Below are 21,417 nucleotides of genomic sequence, written 5' to 3'. Positions count from 1 at the left end.
TTTAAAAGCATCTCGCTTTGTATATTCAACATTATTCATACGTCTATTTTATCAAATTTCAACCAAACAAAAAAGAGGCTTGGCCTCTTTAGTTGAAAAACTTGTTTTTCATTTTTTTACTTAATAAATTTATTTTTTTGCTGGTTCTTTTAATGATTCAACTAAGCCAGTTGCAAAACCAACGATTCCTTGTAATTCAGAAGGAATAATAATTTTAGTTACTCGAGCAATGAATACATTATCATTGTTTAATAATATATATTTATTATTTTAAATTAGTATATATCAAGTAATTATCTTATTTGATATAATAAAGAAAATGCAATAAAGAGGTGCTATATGAAAAAAATAAGTCTTCTATCTTTTGTCTTCTTTTTTATCTTGATGATAGTTGGATGTGATAAACAAAACATGACATATACTTCACATCCTGTGGGTTATGCTGTAATAAGCGATACATTTGTTGCAAAAGGATCTTTAAATTATGTTAGCGACAAACCATATAATGTGAACTGGCTTTCAATGGAGCTTTATTACTTGCCTTCTGTTTGGGGAGAAATTGAAGTAACAGAGGAGATGCAAATTACAGAAAACGACCCAAATTTTGTAATCATCGATTATAACTCAACAAATCAAAAAGTTTTTGCCAAGTATGTCCATATTGGTGAAAATACGTGGACTGCAGAAATTGACACAGGGCAAGTGAAATATGTCAATCAAGATGGGGTCAATATCTTAGAAATTCTCTCGAATGAACAAGAAGCAAAAGCATACGTTGAAGCACTTGAATTTCAAAATGCATATTTTCTAGACTTTGAACTGGTCATGTTAAGTGGGTACCTAAGTAAATTAGATACTATCAGTGCAGAAGATGTGATACAAAAAGTTTCAGAAGTGCAAGTAGTAGAAATTCTTTGGGCTGAGACTATATCGTTACTTCCAGATTTTTCTACTTATTTTCCAGACTATGATAGCACAAAAATAAATACCTTGTTTCAAAGAGTATTTGATAAAGCAGAACAAGATGAGTTTCGAACAGGTGTTTTTATCGGATAAAGGAAAGCCATTATTTCTTTTCTTATAAAGGTAAGATGCCATAACAATCCATATTGTATTTTATTTATTTGAAATAGAATGAACAAAAAAGAACACATTCAAAGTTTGGACACAATGTTCAAACTTTTTTTATTATATGTTATAATACATAAGAATTTATAAAACAATTTTGATTATATCCTGAGGTGAAAATTGTATACGAGAACGATAATGATATTTCCTGATTTTAATAACATGAATAAAATTAATGATATTCGATTAAAATATGATCCTTTAGAAAGAAAAGTTGCGCCACATATAACAATCGTTTTTCCTTTTGAAGGTGAAATAACTGATGAAGATTTGATATCTCATTTTCAAGAAACCTTAAAGAATGTTTCTTCCTTTGAACTGTCTTTAAAAGGAATATATAAGCAAGTAGAAGAGTTCGCTTATTATATATTTCTAAACGTTAGTAAGGGATCAAAAGAAATCAAAAATATTCATAATCTTTTATATTCAAATCAATTGAAATCTTTTGATTTAGGATATGAATATACTCCCCATATGACGGTTGGGAAATTTGATTCAAAAGAAGAGTTAGACAAAGCATTTAATGAATTGAAATTAGAAGATTTAGAATTTTCTACACAAGTTACAACCATATCCATTGAAGTAATCGGCAAAAACGAAGAATCGGTTATTATTTTCGAACATGTTTTGAAATAGAAATAATAAAGCGAATTTTTTTAAATTGACAAACCAACTTCAAAATTTCAGGAGCAAAGAATATGAACAACATTCAAATGACCAAAGAAGAGGCAAGAAATTATTTAGTGAATTATCACATGATTAATTCTTCTCAAATCTTAAAAGGAGATGAGGGAATCAAACAAGTTTTTGATCGAATCATGTCCATTCAACAAGACCCATTGAATGTAGTAGGAATTAACGCTGATCTTGTGCTTCAATCGAGAATTCGTGATTATAAGGCAAGTATGTTATATGAAGCTTTATATCTAAACAGATTTTTAATTGATGCCTGGGATAAACAAATGTGTATTTATCAATTAAAAGATTATTCTAATTTTTCAACGATTCGAGTCCGTCAAGGAGAGTTACAAATCAACACGCTTGAATATCGCGTTCAATTAGATGCGTTAAAATATGTAGATGAAATCATCCAACTGCTAAAAGAAAAAGGCCCTTTGTATTCAAGCGAAATTACAATTGGAGAAACCACCAATCATAAATGGGGAAATATCAAAGCTTCTTCTGCAACTTTAGATTATTTATTTCAAGCAGGCAAAATTGGAATCAAAGAAAGACGAAATACTCAAAAACGGTATGATTTGATTGAACATCTGATTTTAAATTCCTGTGAGAGCTATTTTACAAATATCGAAGAAGAACAACTATATCATGTGTATCGAAGAATTTTATCTATGGGACTTGTTTGGAATAAAAATGGAGTTCATTTTAGTGGAGAATACGTTGGTAATTCTAAAATAAGAAATCGATGTCTTGAAATCTTATTGCAAAATAATACATTAACCAAAGTAGTAATTGAAGGGATCAAAGAACCATTTTACCTACCTACTCATGCACTTGATTTTGAATGTAATCTAGAAGATAAAATTAGTTTTATTGCCCCTCTTGATAACCTCATTTGGGATAGAAATCTAATTAAAGTTCTTTTTGACTTTGACTATAAGTGGGAAGTCTATACGCCAATTGTTAAAAGAGTATGGGGATATTATGTTCTACCTATCTTATATAAAAACAAATTTATTGGACGCATTGAATTTGAACCTCAAAGAAAGTCAGATCCACTGATTATTAAAAACATTTGGTATGAAGAAAAGATAGTTCTAAATAAAAAAATAGAAAAAGCATTAGATAAAGCATTACTTGAATTTGCAAAGTATTTAGGAGCAAAAGAGTACAAATATCAACCCTGATTAAAAACAATAAAAAAAGCAGCATGAGTAAATGCTGCTTTTTCTTTGGTTATTTTATTTCAACTTTACTTGATTCTGGGATAATGACTTTTTCTAATTCTTTTGGTGGTTTAACATTGTCTGGTAATCTAATTGTGTTCACTTGGAAAGGCAAACTTTTTACGCATTCATCAAGTTCTTTTTTTGTTTTATTCTTCTTATCATTCATAAATGATCACATTCCTCTCAAAAAATTGCTTTCAAAATATTTAGTATTATCTTCATCCGATTTTTTCATAATAGAGTCGATTTCAGGTAAATGGTCTTCATTAAGAATGGTATTGCATGTGGTCGTCCATTTTTCATTAAAGGCTGAAATCATATTATTCATTTTTTTGTCTGATATTTCGCCCTTAGAAACGGCAAGCCATTGATTTTCAAAAGGAAAATATAGTTCAAATAATGAATTGATGAGTTTTGGTAGACGAGATGACCTTTGATCGTATCGCAAATAAGGACGAAGAATGTGCATGAGTTCTGCCAATGCAATTAGTACAGGCCATATCCATTTCAGTGGGAGAGTTCCCCAAAAAGCCCATGCTGCAACGGATCCTGATGCAGTAAGTGCCGCGTAAATATTCATCATAGTAGAAAGTTTCGTGCTCTTAATTTGGTGTTCATCAATAAAGAAAATTTGAAACCTTGCTGTAGTCATTGTTTTCCAGTAACGTTCTTGTGTAATACTAGCTTGACTCAATTTAAAGCCTCCTTTTTTAAAATGCTGAAGGTGAATTGACCTTCGCCGATAAACCAATTTGTTACTTCATCAAGATAATTTGCATTGTCTAAATTTATTATATCTCTCAAAGATTTAAAATGCAACTAGCACATAATATATTTTTTTTATTTATTGTTGAATGAAAAAAAAGGAAGCTTATAGCTTCCTTGAATTTTATATTTAAGCAGTTCTTTCATTCCCTAAGTAAAAAATAGCTAGTGTATCGACTCCCGAATGACTTCCAATAACGGGTCCTATTGTGTTTACGAAGATATTCTCATCTTTTACATTTAATTTTTCCATCACAAGAGATTTGACATACATAGCATCTTCTAACGAATCTCCATGAGAAATGTAGACGATTTGGTCAAGAGATTTGTCAAATGTTTCCACCATTCTGTTTACCAGTGCGTTTAAGGATTTATAACGACCTCTTGCTTTTCCATAGACAACTAATTTTCCTTCAAGGGATACATGAAGTAGGGGTTTGACATTAAGAAGTGTACCTAAAATCTCTTTACTTGCGGATAGTCTTCCGCCTCTTCTTAAGTGACCTAAATCACTAACAGTAAAAAGATGACTTACTAACAATTTATTCTCTTCCACCCAAGTTGATACCTCTTCTAAAGATTTACCCTCTTTTTTTAAATGAGCAGCATAAGTAAGAAGAAGTCCTTGTCCCATAGATGCACAGGTTGAATCGATGGTATGAATAACTCTGTCAGGAAATTTTTCTAATAATTCCTTTTTGGCAACAAGAGAAGCACTATAAGTTCCAGATAATTGAGAAGAAAAAGATATTGACAAGATATCATTTCCCGCCTCAAGAAGAGGAGTCAAAACTTCGATAAAATTTTGAGGCGTTGCTTGCGCTGTTGACGTTTTTTTATGTTCTCGTAATAGTTGGTAAAAAGCTTTAGCGGTAATGTCTCTTTCATCTAAATAATTGAGATACTCTTTTCCTTCTACATTTACGGCTAGTGGTAAAATGACGAGCTCTAATTCGTTTGCTAGTTCACACGGTAAATCAATACATGAATCAGTAATAATGACATAATTTTTCATAATTTCCTCCAATATTTTATAAAATAATCGTGTTAAAAATTTTTAGATAGTTTGATTATAACAAATTTTCTACTCTTTTTAAGCAAATTCTTATAATTTTACAAAAATACCGCTTTTAAAAATGGATTTTTACAATGTGCAATTTAATTGTTTAAACGGCGTAAATATTGTATAATAAACTAGAGGTGAAGCATATGCAAACAAACACATTTGAATTAAATAAAGATATCTTTTGGGTTGGAGTTACTGATTATGATCTAAGAGTATTTGATATAACAATGGAAACATTATATGGTACAACGTATAATGCCTATTTCATTAAAGGAAGTCATAAATCTGCTTTAGTAGATACTTCAAAAGCAAATTTTAATGAAGACTACCTTGCAAAATTAAACACTCTTATTGACATAAAAACAATCGATTATTTAATACTTAATCATACAGAACCAGATCATTCTGGATCTATCGAGAAAATACTCGATATGAATCCAGACATTATTATTGTCGCTTCGTCTCCCGCTCTTTCTAATATCAAGGAAATTGTAAATCGACCCTTTCACTCTTTAAGAACAAAAGACGATACTGTAATATCACTTGGAAATAAAACACTTCGTTTCTTTAACTTACCAAATTTACATTGGCCAGATACCCTATTTACTTATTTAGAAGAAGACGAGATTTTATTTACATGCGATTTCTTTGGAGCGCACTATGCATTTGAAGGAGTTCTTGCAAAAAACGTCAAGGATCAAACAATTTATAAAGAAGCGTTTAAATATTATTTTGATTCGATTATGTCGCCCTTTAAACCTTTCGTTTTAAAGGCATTAGAAACCATCAAACGATTAAAAATTAAGTACATCGCAACGAGCCATGGACCCGTCATTGATAATTCTAATTTAGAAGAAGTACAGAAGCTTTATAAAGAATGGGCTACTCCTTTCACAAAAAGAGAAGTTCCTTTAGTAGTCATTCCGTACGCTAGCGCTTATGGGTACACGGCAAAGATGGCTCAAATGATAAAAGAAGGCCTTGAAGAGGCGTTTTTTACTAAAGTAGATGTCGAACTCTATGATTTGGTTGAAACACCTTTAAAAGACATTGTCAAACGAATCGAAGAAGCGGAAGGATTGTTAATTGGATCAACAACGATTCTGAACGATTCAGTTAAACCCGTTTGGGATTTGTTATCTTCATTAAATCCAGTTATTCATGGTTTGAAATTCGCTTCGGCATTTGGTTCATATGGTTGGAGTGGAGAAGCGGTTAAATTTATAATGGAAAGACTGACTCAGTTAAAAATGAAAACTATCGAAGGCATTAGAATCCGGTTTAATCCTTCTAGTTCTCAATTACAAGAAGCTTTTGATTTTGGTAAAAAATTCGGATTTTTTATGCAAGGAATTTCAAAATAAATATAAAATTAAAGGACTCAAGGGAAAGAGAGTCCTTTTATTATATAAAAAGTTTACTAGTTTATATCTTCTTCGTCATCAAAATGAACTGGAGTAATAGAAGGCAAAGATTCTTTTACTTTATCGACAAACAGTACGCCAATTAAATGATCGTACTCGTGTTGGAAAACGATTCCTACATATCCTGATAGTTTTAACAAAACTTCTTTTGTCTCAAACGTTTCTAAATTAACTAAAATGGTTTTAGCTTTGATTCGTTTTGATCTAGCAACCAATCCGTTTTTTTCTTCTAAAACGGAAAGACATCCTTCTCCGCCTGGAAGATAAGTAAGTTCTTCAGAATGAGAGATGATCTTAGGATTTACAACAGCATAAGAATGTAGAACACTTCCCGATTCGTCATAAGTATTAATACAGAACATTTTTTTAGATATGCCAATTTGAGGAGCAGCAAGTCCAATAGAGGGACGCAGGTTAAATTCTTCTACAAGGTCCTTGTTTTGACTATTTAAAATATATTCCATCATTTTTTTTAAAGTCAGAGCATCTTCATCTGATAGAGGAAGCTTTACATCTTGCGCTCTTTTTCTTAAAATTGGATTTCCTTCTTGCAAGATATCTTTCATTAATAACATAATATCACCAAATTAATTATAACATAAATAATCTAAAAATTCCAAGATAAACGCTTTAAATTATGTTACAATTAGAGTAGAGGTAAGGAGGTTTTGTGGATATGAAATATCTGTTTCAACTAGATGAAATTTTATCTAAAAACCACCATGATCCTTTAGAATGGGTTTTGACAAATGGAATGGGTGGTTATGCAAGTAGTTCTGCAATAGGATCCCATTTTCGCAAACATCACGGCTACTTGATAGCCTCTTTGTCTTCTCCTATTAAACGCAAAGTAATCTTTTCCAAAACAGAAGAGGTAGTTGTGTTAAACAATCAAGTCTATCAGTTGTCTTCTCAAGAATATGAATTAAATTCTTTACCAGAAAACTCATTTTTAACTCATTTTGAATTAAGCGAAGTTGCCACCTACCATTATCTTGTTAATCAAATCATGGTAAAAAAGACAATATCGCCATTTTACGGTCATAATACTTGTGCGATTCTTTACAACATTACAACTCAAAACAAAGGAATAACCTTTCAAATTAACCCGCTTTTTAATTATCGAAGTCATAGCGAAGTCTCAAGCAAAAACTCATTAAACTTTGAAACTTCTGTTATAAACAACACATTACAATTGATTCCTTTTACGGATCAAAATCAAGTAATTAGTTTTTCCATTGATAAAGGAACCTTTATCGAAAACGAAGAAAAATATACTCGCCCTTTCTTTTACGATAAAGACAATTCAACTGGTGATTCTAGAAAAGACACTCATTTTCAACCCTACCATATTGATATAGAGATTTTACCATTTCAAACCATAAACATTGAAGTCGTTTGTAGTTTGGGAACTCCTCCCAAACTTACGGCTTCAGAGATAAGGGATGCTTATATTGAAAGAGCTCAAGAATTAATCAAACTCTCCAAAGTAAAAACTGATTTAGGAAGGCGACTTGTCCTTGCGAGTGATCAGTTTATCGCTTATCGAAAATCAACGAATTTAAAAACCGTCTTAGCTGGACTTCCTTGGTTTAGCGATTGGGGAAGAGATACGATGATTGCCTTTGAAGGGTTGTTTCTTTCAACAAAAAGATTTTTGGAAGCAAAAGAAGTATTAAAATCCTTTTCTCTTTATGAAAAAGATGGTTTAATTCCAAACCTTTTCCCCGATGAGGGAGAATCACCACTCTATAACACTTGTGATGCAAGTCTTTGGTATATTCATGCCATTTATCAGTATGCTCTTTATACAAAAGATTATTATTTTATTCACAATGAATTATTTCAAACTATGAAAAATATCGTAAATCATTATATAGAAGGAACTCAATTTAACATAGGTATGGATCAATTTGGTTTTATTCATGCGGGATCGGGTTTAGACCAAGTTACCTGGATGGATGTAAGAATTAATGAAGAAGTTATTACACCTCGACACGGAATACCGGTTGAAATCAATGCATTGTGGTATAATAGCTTAGTAATTATGTCAAAACTTTCAGAATTATTTGATGAAGATAACAAAGATTATATGTTATTGGCAAAAATAGTAAAAAAGAATTTTAATCATCATTTTTGGAACGCAAAAACAAACTGTTTATACGATGTCCTAAATCCCAAGGACGATTCAATTCGTCCAAATCAATTGTTTGCGATTAGCCTTACCTTTCCAGTTTTATCAATGAATAAAGCTAAAAAAGTTCTAACAATTGTTACTTCAAAATTGTTAGATGTTTATGGAATAAGAACTCTTTCTAAAGATGATCCAAGATTTAAGTCAAGCTATACTGGAAATCTTGAAACAAGAGACCATGCGTATCATATGGGAACTTCATGGGGGTATCTGCTTGGAAGCTACATGGAAAGTCTTTTGATTGTTCATCGGTTTTCTAAAAAAGCACAAGCTTCAGTTTTGGCCCTTTACCAAAATATCAATCAACAGTTACACAACGGATGCATTAATGGGTATTCTGAAATTTTCGATGGATTAAATGGAGATGTTTCAAGAGGATGTTATACTCAAGCATGGAGTATAGGTGAAATATTAAGAGTATATGAAAAGTATAAAATTGGTTTGATAGGAGAAAATAAAAATGAGATTAGATAAATTTTTAAGCAATTTAAAATATGGTTCAAGAAAAGACATAAGAGAATTCTCAAGAAAAAATCGTATTGAATTAAATGGTGAAGTTATTAAAGATGTCAGTCTTGAAATAAATCCTTTGCAAGATGTAATAAAATTAGACGATGAAGTCATTTTTTACAAAGAAGGAATTGTTTTAATGATAAACAAGCCAGAAGGGGTTGTATCTGCGAATAAAGACGCCCTTTTTCCAACCGTAATGGATTTAATAAAAGAACCGTATAATCGGTTTGATTTAAACATTGCCGGAAGACTTGATAAAGATTCCGAAGGACTTGTTTTGCTTGTAAGTGACGGACAACTATTGCACAAAATCATTCATCCAAATAAAGAGGTCTACAAAAGGTATTATGTTTCATTACTAGATCCAATCACAAACGAAGAATTACTTGAAAAAGGAATCGCGATAAAAGATGGAAGAGATTTATCATATAAGACAAAACCAGCAATTATTGAAAAAATAGATTCAACACATGTCTATATTTCCATTAAAGAAGGAAAATTTCATCAAGTGAAACGAATGTTTGAAGCCATCCAAAATGAAGTCATCTTTTTAAAAAGAGTTTCGATTGGTGGATTGCATTTAGATGAAACACTTCCAAAAGGAGAATATAGAGAGTGCCTAGAATCTGAGATTGAGCTTATATTTCAGTAAATATTTTAAATATATTTCGGGCTTTATGATATAATCAAATAGGTGATACAATGGAATCTTATGAACTAATTGATCTAAGCTATGATGTATTAGACGAATTAAAAAATAGCAAAGAATACCTAAATGTTACAACTTCTTTAAACGTTTTATCTCAAAAGGCTGCTTTTCTGATAGAGGAGTTTAAAAAATCAAAAGCAAAATATAATAGCGTTACTCTTTATGGAAAGCATCATCCAGACTCTAAAGAAGTGACCCTTAACTTTATTCAAGCAAAAACGGCTCTTTATCAAAATGAATACTACAAAGATTATATAAAAACGTTGAATTTGTTTAATAAAAAATTAAATCAATTTAATTCAAAATTAAATGAAGTTGCAAAAGACTGTTTTATAAATGAAAAAGCAACTTGTGAAAAAAGGTGAAAAGATGGTAAGTAGAAAAGCAATGGTAGTATATTTCCAAAGCAAAAAAGTAGAAAAAGAAATTGAAAAGCTTGGCGTGAACATTACCTATATTAATGTGAAAATGAACTACCTTATTGGATACGTTGACGCGATATCTTATGACAAAGTAAAAAAGCAAATCGCTAATCTTCGACACGTTAGAAAAGTAGAAGATTCGCTCTTAGAAATGGAAACATTTGATTTTAATGAATAATTTTCATCTGTCAAGAGAAAAACATTGACAGATGACTTTTTATTTGGTAAAATACTAGTGATTTTCAAATACAGGAGGTAATATCAATGGTTAAAATCAGATTACAAAGATTCGGAACAACAAAACGTCCATTCTATCGTATCGTAGCTGCAGAAGCAAGAAAAAAACGTGATGGTAGATATTTAGAAATTGTTGGATTATACGATCCTACAAAAAAACCAGCATTTATGGAAATAAACAATGAATTAGCTTTAAAATGGCTAAGTGTTGGGGCGCAACCTACTGAGACTGTAAAAAACCTATTCACTAAAGCAGGAATTAACCAAGAATTCTTAGCATCTAAGAAAAATAAGTAGCAGGGAATAAAAATGGCTGTTAATTTTGAGAAACTAGTTTTAGATTTGGTTACGCCATTAGTCATTCATCCGGAAGATTTATTAGTGAAGAAGTTTTCTGAAGATGAATCGTCCATAACGATTCAAGTGCTTGTGAATAAAGATGACTTAGGTAGAGTCATCGGTAAAGGTGGAAAAATTGCAAATGCCATCCGAACCATTTCGTACGCAGCAGCTTCCAGAATCGGCAAGCGAATCAACATCGATATTGATTCGTTCGAATAAAGGCTTTTGTATTTAATATATGGAACGTTTAATTGCAGTTAGTGCGTGTTTACTAGGATATAATTGTAAATACAATGGTTCAAACAATTTAAATTTTAACGTCATTGAAAAAACCAATGGCATGAAAATTATTCCAATCTGTCCTGAAGTATTTGGTGGTATGCCGACTCCAAGAATTCCTTCAGAAATTAGTATAGATCAAGAAAAGGTCTATAGTTCGGTTGGAGAAGAAGTGACTTTCTTTTTCGAACAAGGAAAGAAAAGAACTTTAGAATTATTAAAAGAACATCATTGTACGAAAGTCATCTTAAAAGATGGATCTCCTTCTTGCGGATACTCGTATATTTATGATGGTACTTTTACTGGTTCTCGTATACTCGGTCAAGGAATTACTTGTAAGTATCTATTAGCAAACGGAATTGAAATTATTGATTTAAATCAAGAAGGTCAGCTGTAGTGCGGCCTTTTTTGTCTGTTTAGCGATATAGATGAAATGCATTACCAAATATGGTATAATTAAATGTCAAATATGACGAAAGAAGAGTGAAATATGGAAATACGTTTAGAAATACAAAAAGCAATAGATGAGATGGGTTTCGTTGATTTAACTGAAATCCAAAAACAAACCATTCCTTTATTATTAGAAGGAAAAGATGTCATTGGGCACTCCCATACAGGAACTGGTAAAACAGCTGCTTTTGGTATCCCCATTCTACAAATGATTGACTTTGATAATGATCAAGTTCAAGCATTAATTATTTGTCCAACAAGAGAACTTGCAGTTCAAATTCATGATGAATTGATGAGAATTGCTAAATACATAGATAAGTGTAAAATTGTGACTGTTTTTGGTGGAGATCCCATTACTAGACAAATTTATGCTTTAAAAAAACATCCACAAATCGTGGTAGGAACTCCAGGAAGAACCATCGATCACATGAATCGTAATACATTAAAAGTGCCTGAAATCAAATTCATGGTGTTAGATGAAGCCGATGAAATGTTAAAGATGGGTTTCCAAGAAGATATCGAAAGAATCTTCCAAGCAACGCCTGCATCAAGACAAACACTTATGTTTTCAGCAACTATGCCAAGACAAATTATGCATCTTGCCACAAGTTACATGACAAATCCTGAATTAATTCGTGTTATCGGATCTGAATCAACAAACAGTGATATCAATCAATACTATTACAAAGTAAAAAGAGAAAATAAAACAGAAGCCATTTATCGATTGATTAATATCTATCGTCCTAAACTAAGCTTAATTTTTTGTAACACCAAAGTTAAAGTAGACGAACTTACTCAAGAACTAATTGAAAGAGGCATTAATTGCGATAAAATTCATGGAGATTTACCACAAACAACGCGAATGGATGTCTTAAAGAAATTCCACAATGGAATTATTAAAGTGCTTGTCGCAACCGACGTAGCCGCAAGAGGGCTGGATATTAAAGCGGTTGAAGCTGTTTTTAATTATGATGTTCCTGAAAAAGCAGATTACTACGTTCATCGTATTGGTAGGACAGGGCGAATTGGCAATATTGGATATTCGTTTACCTTAGTTTCAAGAGGAGAAATGAAACAAATCTCTGAAATTGAACGAATTACAAATACAAAAATTAAGAAAAGAAGCATTCCTACTTATGATAAAGTTCAAGATGTGAAAAACGATAAATTAATCGAACAAATGATGCGAGAATTAGAAACAGAAAACTTTGACCAAGAATACTTAATTCTAAACAAAGCCATTGGCGCAAAAATGACAGAAGATCAAATTATCGTTTCACTACTAAAAATGGTAACGAGCAAAAACAATGCAGCCATCAATGAAGCAGATATCAACGAGGAATTTGAATTCAAAAGCCAAAAATCTGGTCACTCATCAGATAGTAAATCAACCAGATTTCACCTTAACATGGGAAAAGATCAAGATTTAAGTGTATCAGACATTTTAGATTTTGTTTGTTCGAAGATTCGATTAGAACGAAGAGAAGTTCAAGACATTGCAATTTTAACTGAATTTACTTTCTTTTCGGTACCAACACCTGTCGCAAGTGAAATCCTAGAGAAATTAAACAATACAAAATTAAAAGGCAAGAAAGCAAATCTTTCCATATCAAAGAAACCAAGAAAACCAGTAAATTATAGACACTAACCCTTTATAAACCTGAAGTCATTGACAAATTGTACTTTATAGATATAATAAAATTAGAAATAATTCTTTTTTAAGGGAGAAATATAAATGAAAAAACTCGGTGTCTTAGTTTGTACAAATTCAGCACTAGATTATATTCCGCATAAGTATGACATCAGAATCATTCGTTCCACCATTTTAATGGGAGGAAAAGAATATGTTGATTTTGAAGAATTAACTGCAGACAAATTTTACGAAATGCTTGAAAGCGATCCTTCTTTATTTCCAAGAACAGCCATGGCATCTACTGGTACAATGTTAGAAGCTTATGAAAAACTTCGAGATGAAGGATGCGACGAAGCCATCTTTATTACCATTTCAAGCAAAATGAGTGGAATTTTTGAAAATGCCATGATTGCTAGAAATATGGTTGAAGGTATTAAAGTAACCGTTTATGATTCAAAAACAGTAGGATACCTTCAATGCAAAATGGCTTTTTTAGCACATGATTTAGCAAGTGAAGGCAAATCAATGGAAGAAATTCTTGAAGCACTAGATCAAATAAGAGATAACAATCATATTTACTTTGCGGTCTCTGATTTAAAATATTTAGTGAAAAACGGAAGACTTTCCAATGCTGCAGGATTTTTGGCAGATGTCTTAAAAATTAAACCATTACTTGAAGTTGATAAAAACGGAGCCGTAGTAACCGTTGAAAAAATAAGAACCTTCCAAAAAGCACTTAACCGTGTGGTTGAAAAATTTTTAGAAGAAACCGAAGGAAAAGATTACGAACCATTTATCATTCATGCAAACAATCCTCAAGGAGTTCAATACGTTAGAGATGTTATCTTAAACGTAAGACCTGAACTAAAAGAGATTAAAGATTATTTATTAACTCCAGCTGTTGGCGCACACTGTGGACCAAAAGCCATGACGATTGGATATGTGTTAAAAAAATAGAGGTGGATTTATGATTCATAGTGATGTAATTCGTGGACATATCGATACGATTATTTTAAAATTACTTTTAGAAAGAGATCGATATGGGTATGAAATTGCAGGAGAAATCAAACAAAGAACAGAAAATAAATTTGACATCAAAGAAGCTACCCTTTATTCTGTTGTTCAACGATTAGAATCGAGAGAACTGATTGTTTCTTATACTGGCGAAAAAACACATGGGGGAAAAAGAAGATATTATCAAGTGACTCCTCTTGGAAAAGCATATTATAATGAAATGATTAAAGAATGGAAATTACTGAGAGAGATTATGATTGCTATGTTAGGAAGTGATGTTGAATGAATACGATTAAACGATTTGTATCTAGACTTTTAAAAGATTTATTTAATGCAGAAGATAAAAAAGAACTTATTGAAATATTGACAACTAGTTTGGAAGAAAAAGTAGAAGATTTAGTGGAACTTGGAACTTCAAAAGAAGATGCCATTAAACAATCTATTCAAGAATTTGGAAGTTCAGATGATATTTTAGAAGCGTTTCCTAAAAAAAATGAAAAGAAATATAATTTACTTCGTGAACGAAAAAATCAGTTTTTCTTCTCATTACTGGGATACATTCTTATTGTAGGACTTGCCTTATTTTTCAATTTAACTTTTCTTGACTTTTTTGGGAGAGTTTATTGGTTTGTGGTTGTTATTATAGGAGTGTTTTTCTGGCCACTTGCAATGCTTTATCGATTTTTAATCAGTAAAAAATAGACGGATTTTCCGTCTTTTCTTTTTCTTGAAGATTTTATATAAAAATGATACAATAACTTCAGGTGAAACGTATGAATTTAAAAAAATTAATCTTTATTGCGTTGATGATTTCTTCTAGTATTGTCTTAAGCATTCTAGAATCCATGTTTTCAACCGCTTTGTTTATCATCCCAGGAGTAAAATTAGGACTTGCTAATGTTATTACACTGATTATTTTATATATTTATGGATATAAAGAAGCCTTTGTCGTAGTTATTCTTAGAATTTTTTTGGTAGCTTTGGTTTATTCTGGAATATTTAATCCTACTGCACTCTTAAGTTTATCTGGAGGAATTTTTGCTTATATAACGATGGTGTTTTTTAAAAAAATAAGAATTTTTTCCATTATTAGTGTTAGTGTTGCCGGTGCTTTTATGCATATGGTAGGGCAAATTATTATGGCAATGATTATTCTTGATACACCAACACTTCTTTATTATTTACCTTACATGATTTTAATAAGCATTCCTACAGGGATTTTTGTAGGACTTGCAAGTAAAAAATTGGTTTTTGTTTTTGAAAATCAGTTACAAGAAGAAAAGAAATAAAAAAGCAAGAGGACTCTCTTGCTTTTTTTGTTAAGAAGGAATATATAAATAAGATTCAAAATGATCAGAATATATGATATCGCCACTGTCAAAATACCATACAGCTTCTAAGCCTTCTATTTGATTTACAAAAGCAAGTCCATCCTCTAATGGCATTAAATATATAGCAGTGGAATAGATATCAGCTAAAGCTCCGTCTTCATATAGTATGGAGACACTCATTGCTTCTCCACCTGGATAATTCGTTGTTGGATCAATGATATGATGATAGACTAACCCATCTTCTAGACCAATAAAAAATCGTTGGTAATTACCACTTGTCACGATGGAAAGATTATTTGGAAGTTTAATATAAGCAAAATACACCGATTCATCTGTTATAACAATTTTTGGTCTTTTTAAGGCAATGGTATAAAATCCATCTTCAGAATTTGGATTTATTCCACCAGCTTTTACATTACTATTTCCAGTATTCAAAATATATTTCACATTTAATTCATCTAAATAATCGGTAATTATTTCAGATACATATCCTTTTCCAAAGCCACCTAAATCAATTTCCATTCCTTCTTCTAGAAAAGAAATGGTAAAGTCTTGATCATGAGTCAAAACAATCTTGGAAGGATCTGTGTGAAAGGTAATGCCTGTTAAAAGCTCATTTGGAACGGGACAGACTGTGTTCATTGAGGAAAGTGATACTTCACAAAGAGGATTCTCTCTGGCGTCGTGCCAGATGGATAATACTGGGCCTAAAGCAATGTTAAATAAAGGAAAATCATCTATTTTAATTTCTTCTTGATGAAGTAATGCAAAAGCAATTGCATCATATAAGGCTTCTTCAATTTCAACAGAAGAAGTTAAACGGTGATTGATTAAATACACATTCGTAAGATTAGGATATTCGTTGTATTTATCAAAATAGTTGTGATATTGTTCTAAAGTAGATTCAACAAAATCAAATACGTCATTTATCGAGTAAGTGTCTTCACTGGTAACATATAATGTTAAAGAAATCGGAGAATCGAAAAACGATGTCCAACTTTTACTACACAGATAGACTTCATTACTTGCTCCTAAATTGCAAACGTCTTTATTTGGATTGTCAAAAGAGTCGCAACTAAGAATGGTCATACAAAGTATGAGAATAGATAAAAAATTGAGTATTTTTTTCATTAGGCTTCACCTTTGTTTATTATACCAAAAATTATCTGCTTTTCCAAACAATATCATAAGGATAAACTTTTAAAAGAAGCTTCCATATTGTATAATAGTAAATGAGTTAGAAAAAGAGGTGGTACCATTAAAAAAATAGATCTAATCTTTATTATATCTTTGCTTTTTGTTGGTGCAATCCTTCTTGTGGGATTTAAAAAGATAGAACAAGTCAATTCAACCGGAAATCTTTATGCGAAAATCACTTATCAAGATGAACTCATCTTGATGATTGATTTAGAATCACTCGATTATATCATTTATGATACAGTGTATAAAGACGATATTAATGCAACTCTATCTTCTCAAGGTATTTTCTATGTTCCTGGGACAACATCCACTGATATGCAGGATTTGTATATCACCGATGAGTTTGCAAGAGATAATGAAATCAAGGGAATTAAAATCTTAGTGGAAAACGAAAAAATAAGTGTCGTATATCAAGAAAGTCCGAAAGATATTTGTCAATTACAAAAGCCAACCAATTCAAGTTTAGAACCCCTCGTTTGTTTACCAAATGAACTTTTTATTCAAGTTTTTACCAATATGGCATCAGAAGAATTTATTCTAGATGCAGTTGTGGAGTGATATAAATGTTAGATCCTAGTGTATTTATTATATCAAGAATCATTTTGTTTTTTGTCGCAACTATTTTTGTGTATAAGGCCATGCAATCAGTAGAGTTATCTAAAATCTTCAAACCAAACTCAAGTGACCAGATTCGTTTTTTATTTATCGTCATTTCAATTATTTTAGGGTATTTGTTTGTGGATGTCTTTATATCTCTATTTGAGCAATTAAATAGTCTGTTTTAAAAGAAAAACATTGCAATTTTGCAATGTTCCTTTTAAAGATATTTCGTAAAAGTATTTAATATTTCTATTTTTGAAAGATAACTTGTGTCTTTACTGATTTGTTCTTCTAAGAAAGAAAATTGATCTGCGTTGATGTTAAAGTGATATTCAACTGATTTTAAATAGTTGATTTCTAACATTTCTGTTAGTTCCCTTAGTTTGTTTTCAAGTAATCCAACATATAAATAATCAATTTGAACTTTGCAATGATAAAAAGTGTTTTTATATGTTAGAGTTGCCTTTTCAACACAAAGTTTTGTTACTTTTGCATAAGCACGAATGAGTCCTGAAGCGCCAAGTTTTGTGCCTCCAAAATGGCGAATGACGATTGCGATTAGATTTGTCAAGTCATTCTTCTTTAAAATTTCTAAAATAGGAATTCCTGCTGTTTTGCTTGGTTCTTTATCATCACTTGCTCTTTGAATTAAGCCAGTGTCCCCTAAAATATAGGCAAAGCAGTAGTGGTTTCCTCCTGGGTATAAAATGCGTATATCCAAAAGAGCTTTTGAAACATCTTCTTCATTTGACACTGGAATGAAACAACAAATGAATTTTGATTTTTGAATTTCGATGTCTGAAGAAACAAATTCTTTTATAGAGCGCATAATTATCACCTAATTTATTATATCACGCAAGAATTGATTTTGATAGAATAATAAGTTAGGATATGATATAATAAATTAGGTGATTTATCATGAGTTTATACGTAAAAACAGGAAATAAAGTACTATCTATTTTAACAGGACACGGACATTTTGCCTATTTTGTAGGTGGTTTTGTTCGTGATTTTTTATTAGGACTACCTGTAAATGATATTGATATTACTACCGATGCATCGCCAAAACTTGTAAAATCATATTTTAAGAAAACAAGAGACACTGGCATTAAGTATGGAACCATTACGGTATTTGAAGATGACTTTGCTTTTGAAGTTACTACTTTTCGCTCTGAGGGAGTTTATTCAAATCATCGACATCCAAAACAGATTACTTTTTCTAAAACAATCGAAGAAGATCTAAAAAGAAGAGATTTTACAATAAACGCACTTGCTATGGACCAAGAAAAACAAATCATCGATTTGTTTGATGGAAAAAGAGATTTAAAACTAAAACTGATAAGAGCCATAGGAAATCCAGATACTCGTTTTTATGAAGATGCATTGCGAATGTTAAGAGCCTTTCGGTTCATTAGCAAACTAGATTTTGATATAGAAGAAAAAACATTTCAAAGTATTGAAAAGAATTATTCTTTGCTTTCTAAAATTTCAAACGAAAGAATTCTCCAAGAATTTAGAAAAATCATCGAATATCCTTTTGCGTTAAAAGCACTCCAATGGATGAACAAGTCACTTGTAAAAGAAAACTTTCCTGACCTACTACAAGGAATCAATTTTCTTTCAAAGCAAACAAAAATAGATTTAAATATTTTAGAATTTTTTGCTTTGTGTTTCTATCTAAATGGTATGGAAATTAGCGATAAATGGCGTTTTTCTAATAAAGATAAAGCAATTATTAACCGGATGATTGAATTAGTAGAAGTCACAAAGAATGATTCTTTTAACGAACTAATTGTTTATAGTAATGGGCTCGATTTATGTTTGATGGCAAATAAAGTAAACGCTTCTTTAAATCCACAAAACAACCAAGAAGCTTTCATTTTATCCCTTTATAACAAAATGCCAATTCATCAAACCTGTGATTTAGCTTTTAAAGGACAAGATATTCTAGAATTGACTTCTTTAAAAGACGCAAGAATTATAGGAGACATCATCGATGAACTTACTTATAAGGTCATCACATTAGAAATACCAAATGACTATGATACGTTAAAAGAATTAGCTTTACATTTCATTCAAATGCAAAAAGATAGGACGGAATAAACATGGACCTTAGAACTTTTTATTCCTATTTAGATAATTTTGATGAATTAACCATTATCATTCCTTTAAAGAATTATAGGGATAACAATCATTACCGATTAGTTGGAAATGATGAATGGATTGAATTAACCATTCGGCAAAAATTGAATTTAGGCGTTGAAGTAAAACTCATTTGTTCTTTTGATGCCTATATTGATTTAGGTAAGACCTATTATGTTGAAAACGAAGAATTAGAACAATCCGAACTCTATACTGGCAAAATTGTTCGAACCGAGTTATTCGATAATATCTATCGGTATAAGAAAACCGATTTAGGTTTTACGTATACGGCTGAATCAACGAAGTTTAAAATTTGGACACCTGTTGCAAAATCCGTTAAATTAGAGCTTCTTAACCCACAAAACGAAACATTAATGATTGACATGCTTTACACTAATTCTGGAGTGTGGCGAATTCTTGTTATGGGGGATTTAGAAAAATATCGTTATCGCTTTTTGGCTTTAGTTAATGGAAAAGAACAAATAGTTTCTGATCCTTATGCTATTTCATCCACTGCTTTTGGGGAGTATAGCTATGTTATTGATAAATCAAAATTGTTTCCAATGAAGTATAGCACCTCTTTTTCAGGAGATCCACTTGACGCCATTCTTTATGAAATGAATGTTCGAGATTTTACGATTGATCCGAAAATGAATTTTCAACACAAAGGGAAATTTTTAGGAGTTATTGAAAAAGGAATCAAAACTTTAGAAGGAAATCCAGCGGGATTTGATTATCTAAAATCAATAGGCATCACTCACGTTCAATTAATGCCAATCTTTGATTTTGATGGAGTCGATGAATTAAATCAAAGTACGACCTATAACTGGGGATATAATCCCCAACAATATAACGTTCCAGAAGGATGGTATTCTACTAATCCAGACGATCCCTATGCTAGAATCAATGAATTAAGACAGATGATTGATGCTTTGCATAAAGAAAACATAAACGTAGTCATGGATGTTGTATTTAATCATGTGTTTGATGCGGCAACGTTTTCTTATGAATTACTGGTGCCAGGATATTCTTACCATGTAGATAGAGACGGAATTTACACCAATGTATCTGGATGTAAAAATGATTTAGCAACCGACAGAAAAATGATTCGAAAATTAATTATTGAATCTGTTTTATACTGGGTAAACGAATATCATATCGATGGCTTTCGTTTTGATTTGATGGGATTAATTGATGTAGAAACCATGAATGAACTTCGTCAAGAGCTTCACTCCATAAGCAAACATATAATTGTGTATGGAGAAGGATGGAAGATGTATTCTTCGAATCTTGCGGACCGAATGGCTCATATGAAAAACAAGAATGTAATTCATACCATTGGATTCTTTAACGATACGTTTCGAGAAACAATTAAAGGAGCTACTTTTTTGCCAAAAGATAAAGGTTACTCCATGGGAAATGTACAAAATGTGGATATTATCAAAGAAATGTTACTTGGAAGCGCAATGAATCGCTATTTATTCAAATACACTACTCAATCAATTAACTATGTGGAGTGTCACGATAATTTAACTTTTTTTGATAAAGCATTTCATCTAACCAAAGACATTTCTTTAATTAAGAAATGGCAAAAACTGGCAACTTCCTTTGTTATTTTATCACAAGGAGTTCCATTTATTCATTCAGGCCAAGAATTTTATCGTACAAAAAAAGGAAATGAAAATTCATATATTTCCAGCGATGAAATTAATTTGATTGATTGGAAATTAGTAGATGAAAATTATTTAGACATCGAGTATTTTAAGCAACTCATACAATTAAGAAAGACATATAGTTGCTTTAAATTAAAATCAAGCTCAGAATTAACTCAACACGTTGAAGTCATCGTTTTGGGTAGTAAGTCCATTATGATGCATTTAAATGACGATGCAAATCTCATTTTAATCTTTAAGCCTACGATAGATGATGAAACAATTATCATTCCGGAAGGATACCATTTATTCATTTCATCTTCTTCAAAATCCGAAAAATCTGAAGAATGTTGTTTTACTTTAAAGGACATTGGAACCTATATCTTCCAAAAAGAAAGCGAGTGAT

General features: G+C 31.3%; 26 protein-coding genes. 20 read left to right on the top strand and 6 right to left on the bottom strand.

Features of this window, described 5'->3' with window-relative positions:
• The first annotated feature begins 339 nt into the window (after positions 1 to 339).
• The 3 genes from KJ971_04470 (at position 340) to KJ971_04460 (ending at position 2,996) form a co-directional block, all read left to right on the top strand.
• Complete coding sequence (locus KJ971_04470; protein MBU1145094.1) at positions 340 to 1,056, top strand: hypothetical protein; 717 nt, start codon at positions 340 to 342, stop codon at positions 1,054 to 1,056.
• A gap of 210 nt (positions 1,057 to 1,266) precedes the next feature.
• A complete protein-coding gene (locus KJ971_04465) occupies positions 1,267 to 1,764 on the top strand; it encodes a 2'-5' RNA ligase family protein (protein ID MBU1145093.1) in 498 nt (165 codons plus the stop codon).
• Positions 1,765 to 1,826: 62 nt separating this feature from the next.
• A complete protein-coding gene (locus tag KJ971_04460) occupies positions 1,827 to 2,996 on the top strand; it encodes a winged helix DNA-binding domain-containing protein (GenBank protein ID MBU1145092.1) in 1,170 nt (389 codons plus the stop codon).
• A gap of 49 nt (positions 2,997 to 3,045) precedes the next feature.
• Here KJ971_04460 and KJ971_04455 read toward each other — a convergent pair whose 3' ends face one another.
• The 3 genes from KJ971_04455 to KJ971_04445 all read right to left on the bottom strand — a co-directional run bounded on the left by KJ971_04455 (position 3,046) and on the right by KJ971_04445 (position 4,818).
• Positions 3,046 to 3,204 carry a hypothetical protein gene (locus tag KJ971_04455; GenBank protein MBU1145091.1) on the bottom strand — a complete coding sequence of 53 codons (159 nt, stop codon included), beginning with the start codon at positions 3,202 to 3,204 and terminating at the stop codon, positions 3,046 to 3,048.
• 6 nt (positions 3,205 to 3,210) lie between these two features.
• Positions 3,211 to 3,732, bottom strand: a complete 522-nt coding sequence (locus KJ971_04450; GenBank protein ID MBU1145090.1) for a hypothetical protein — start codon at positions 3,730 to 3,732, stop codon at positions 3,211 to 3,213.
• A 201-nt stretch (positions 3,733 to 3,933) separates the two neighbouring features.
• Positions 3,934 to 4,818, bottom strand: coding sequence for a DegV family protein (locus KJ971_04445; GenBank protein ID MBU1145089.1), 885 nt, complete (start codon positions 4,816 to 4,818; stop codon positions 3,934 to 3,936).
• A gap of 194 nt (positions 4,819 to 5,012) precedes the next feature.
• Here KJ971_04445 and KJ971_04440 point away from each other — a divergent pair, with 194 nt between their 5' ends.
• Positions 5,013 to 6,233 carry an FprA family A-type flavoprotein gene (locus KJ971_04440; protein ID MBU1145088.1) on the top strand — a complete coding sequence of 407 codons (1,221 nt, stop codon included), beginning with the start codon at positions 5,013 to 5,015 and terminating at the stop codon, positions 6,231 to 6,233.
• A 56-nt stretch (positions 6,234 to 6,289) separates the two neighbouring features.
• Here the strand turns inward: KJ971_04440 and def are convergent, their stop codons facing one another.
• The gene (gene def / locus KJ971_04435; protein MBU1145087.1) at positions 6,290 to 6,868 is read right to left on the bottom strand and encodes a peptide deformylase; all 579 of its coding nucleotides are present in this window, start codon (positions 6,866 to 6,868) and stop codon (positions 6,290 to 6,292) included.
• 101 nt (positions 6,869 to 6,969) lie between these two features.
• Here def and KJ971_04430 point away from each other — a divergent pair, with 101 nt between their 5' ends.
• The 12 genes from KJ971_04430 (at position 6,970) to KJ971_04375 (ending at position 15,375) form a co-directional block, all read left to right on the top strand.
• Positions 6,970 to 8,961 carry an amylo-alpha-1,6-glucosidase gene (locus KJ971_04430; protein MBU1145086.1) on the top strand — a complete coding sequence of 664 codons (1,992 nt, stop codon included), beginning with the start codon at positions 6,970 to 6,972 and terminating at the stop codon, positions 8,959 to 8,961.
• The gene (locus KJ971_04425; GenBank protein ID MBU1145085.1) at positions 8,948 to 9,652 is read left to right on the top strand and encodes an rRNA pseudouridine synthase; all 705 of its coding nucleotides are present in this window, start codon (positions 8,948 to 8,950) and stop codon (positions 9,650 to 9,652) included. Before KJ971_04430 ends, KJ971_04425 begins: the two co-directional genes overlap by 14 nt.
• 50 nt (positions 9,653 to 9,702) lie before the next feature.
• A complete protein-coding gene (locus KJ971_04420) occupies positions 9,703 to 10,074 on the top strand; it encodes a YlbF family regulator (GenBank protein MBU1145084.1) in 372 nt (123 codons plus the stop codon).
• Positions 10,075 to 10,078: 4 nt separating this feature from the next.
• Positions 10,079 to 10,309: a YlbG family protein gene (locus KJ971_04415; protein ID MBU1145083.1), complete on the top strand. Its 231-nt coding sequence runs from the start codon at positions 10,079 to 10,081 to the stop codon at positions 10,307 to 10,309.
• Between the two features lie 86 nt (positions 10,310 to 10,395).
• Positions 10,396 to 10,665 carry a 30S ribosomal protein S16 gene (gene rpsP, locus KJ971_04410; protein MBU1145082.1) on the top strand — a complete coding sequence of 90 codons (270 nt, stop codon included), beginning with the start codon at positions 10,396 to 10,398 and terminating at the stop codon, positions 10,663 to 10,665.
• A gap of 12 nt (positions 10,666 to 10,677) precedes the next feature.
• Positions 10,678 to 10,929 (top strand): KH domain-containing protein, encoded by a 252-nt coding sequence (locus KJ971_04405; GenBank protein ID MBU1145081.1) that lies wholly within the window; start codon positions 10,678 to 10,680, stop codon positions 10,927 to 10,929.
• Between the two features lie 19 nt (positions 10,930 to 10,948).
• On the top strand, positions 10,949 to 11,386 hold the full coding sequence (locus KJ971_04400; protein MBU1145080.1) for a DUF523 domain-containing protein: 438 nt from the start codon (positions 10,949 to 10,951) through the stop codon (positions 11,384 to 11,386).
• 93 nt (positions 11,387 to 11,479) lie between these two features.
• The gene (locus KJ971_04395; protein MBU1145079.1) at positions 11,480 to 13,087 is read left to right on the top strand and encodes a DEAD/DEAH box helicase; all 1,608 of its coding nucleotides are present in this window, start codon (positions 11,480 to 11,482) and stop codon (positions 13,085 to 13,087) included.
• An 87-nt stretch (positions 13,088 to 13,174) separates the two neighbouring features.
• Positions 13,175 to 14,029, top strand: a complete 855-nt coding sequence (locus tag KJ971_04390; protein MBU1145078.1) for a DegV family protein — start codon at positions 13,175 to 13,177, stop codon at positions 14,027 to 14,029.
• A 10-nt stretch (positions 14,030 to 14,039) separates the two neighbouring features.
• Entirely contained in the window at positions 14,040 to 14,372 is a 333-nt protein-coding gene (locus tag KJ971_04385) for a PadR family transcriptional regulator (GenBank protein MBU1145077.1), read from the top strand.
• On the top strand, positions 14,369 to 14,788 hold the full coding sequence (locus KJ971_04380; protein MBU1145076.1) for a hypothetical protein: 420 nt from the start codon (positions 14,369 to 14,371) through the stop codon (positions 14,786 to 14,788). The genes KJ971_04385 and KJ971_04380 overlap by 4 nt, the downstream gene beginning before the upstream one ends.
• Before the next feature lie 71 nt (positions 14,789 to 14,859).
• Positions 14,860 to 15,375: a Gx transporter family protein gene (locus KJ971_04375; GenBank protein MBU1145075.1), complete on the top strand. Its 516-nt coding sequence runs from the start codon at positions 14,860 to 14,862 to the stop codon at positions 15,373 to 15,375.
• 30 nt (positions 15,376 to 15,405) lie between these two features.
• Here KJ971_04375 and KJ971_04370 read toward each other — a convergent pair whose 3' ends face one another.
• Positions 15,406 to 16,548 carry an FAD:protein FMN transferase gene (locus KJ971_04370; GenBank protein MBU1145074.1) on the bottom strand — a complete coding sequence of 381 codons (1,143 nt, stop codon included), beginning with the start codon at positions 16,546 to 16,548 and terminating at the stop codon, positions 15,406 to 15,408.
• A gap of 186 nt (positions 16,549 to 16,734) precedes the next feature.
• Here KJ971_04370 and KJ971_04365 point away from each other — a divergent pair, with 186 nt between their 5' ends.
• Together KJ971_04365 and KJ971_04360 are read left to right on the top strand one after the other, a co-directional pair.
• Positions 16,735 to 17,175: a NusG domain II-containing protein gene (locus KJ971_04365; GenBank protein MBU1145073.1), complete on the top strand. Its 441-nt coding sequence runs from the start codon at positions 16,735 to 16,737 to the stop codon at positions 17,173 to 17,175.
• A 5-nt stretch (positions 17,176 to 17,180) separates the two neighbouring features.
• Positions 17,181 to 17,402 carry a DUF1146 family protein gene (locus KJ971_04360; GenBank protein MBU1145072.1) on the top strand — a complete coding sequence of 74 codons (222 nt, stop codon included), beginning with the start codon at positions 17,181 to 17,183 and terminating at the stop codon, positions 17,400 to 17,402.
• A gap of 32 nt (positions 17,403 to 17,434) precedes the next feature.
• On the opposite strand, the gene KJ971_04355 is transcribed toward KJ971_04360, so the two are convergent.
• Positions 17,435 to 18,046, bottom strand: a complete 612-nt coding sequence (locus tag KJ971_04355) for a YigZ family protein (protein ID MBU1145071.1) — start codon at positions 18,044 to 18,046, stop codon at positions 17,435 to 17,437.
• Between the two features lie 89 nt (positions 18,047 to 18,135).
• Between KJ971_04355 and KJ971_04350 the strand changes: the two genes are divergently transcribed.
• Positions 18,136 to 19,320: a CCA tRNA nucleotidyltransferase gene (locus KJ971_04350; GenBank protein ID MBU1145070.1), complete on the top strand. Its 1,185-nt coding sequence runs from the start codon at positions 18,136 to 18,138 to the stop codon at positions 19,318 to 19,320.
• A 2-nt stretch (positions 19,321 to 19,322) separates the two neighbouring features.
• The gene (gene pulA, locus KJ971_04345; GenBank protein ID MBU1145069.1) at positions 19,323 to 21,416 is read left to right on the top strand and encodes a type I pullulanase; all 2,094 of its coding nucleotides are present in this window, start codon (positions 19,323 to 19,325) and stop codon (positions 21,414 to 21,416) included.
• The last annotated feature ends 1 nt before the right edge of the window (position 21,417 follow it).

It is taken from the genome of Bacillota bacterium (assembly GCA_018818595.1).
In the GTDB taxonomy this organism is placed as follows: Bacteria; Bacillota_I; Bacilli_A; order Izemoplasmatales; family Hujiaoplasmataceae; genus JAHIRM01.
This window is presented reverse-complemented; position numbering and strand designations above follow the sequence as displayed.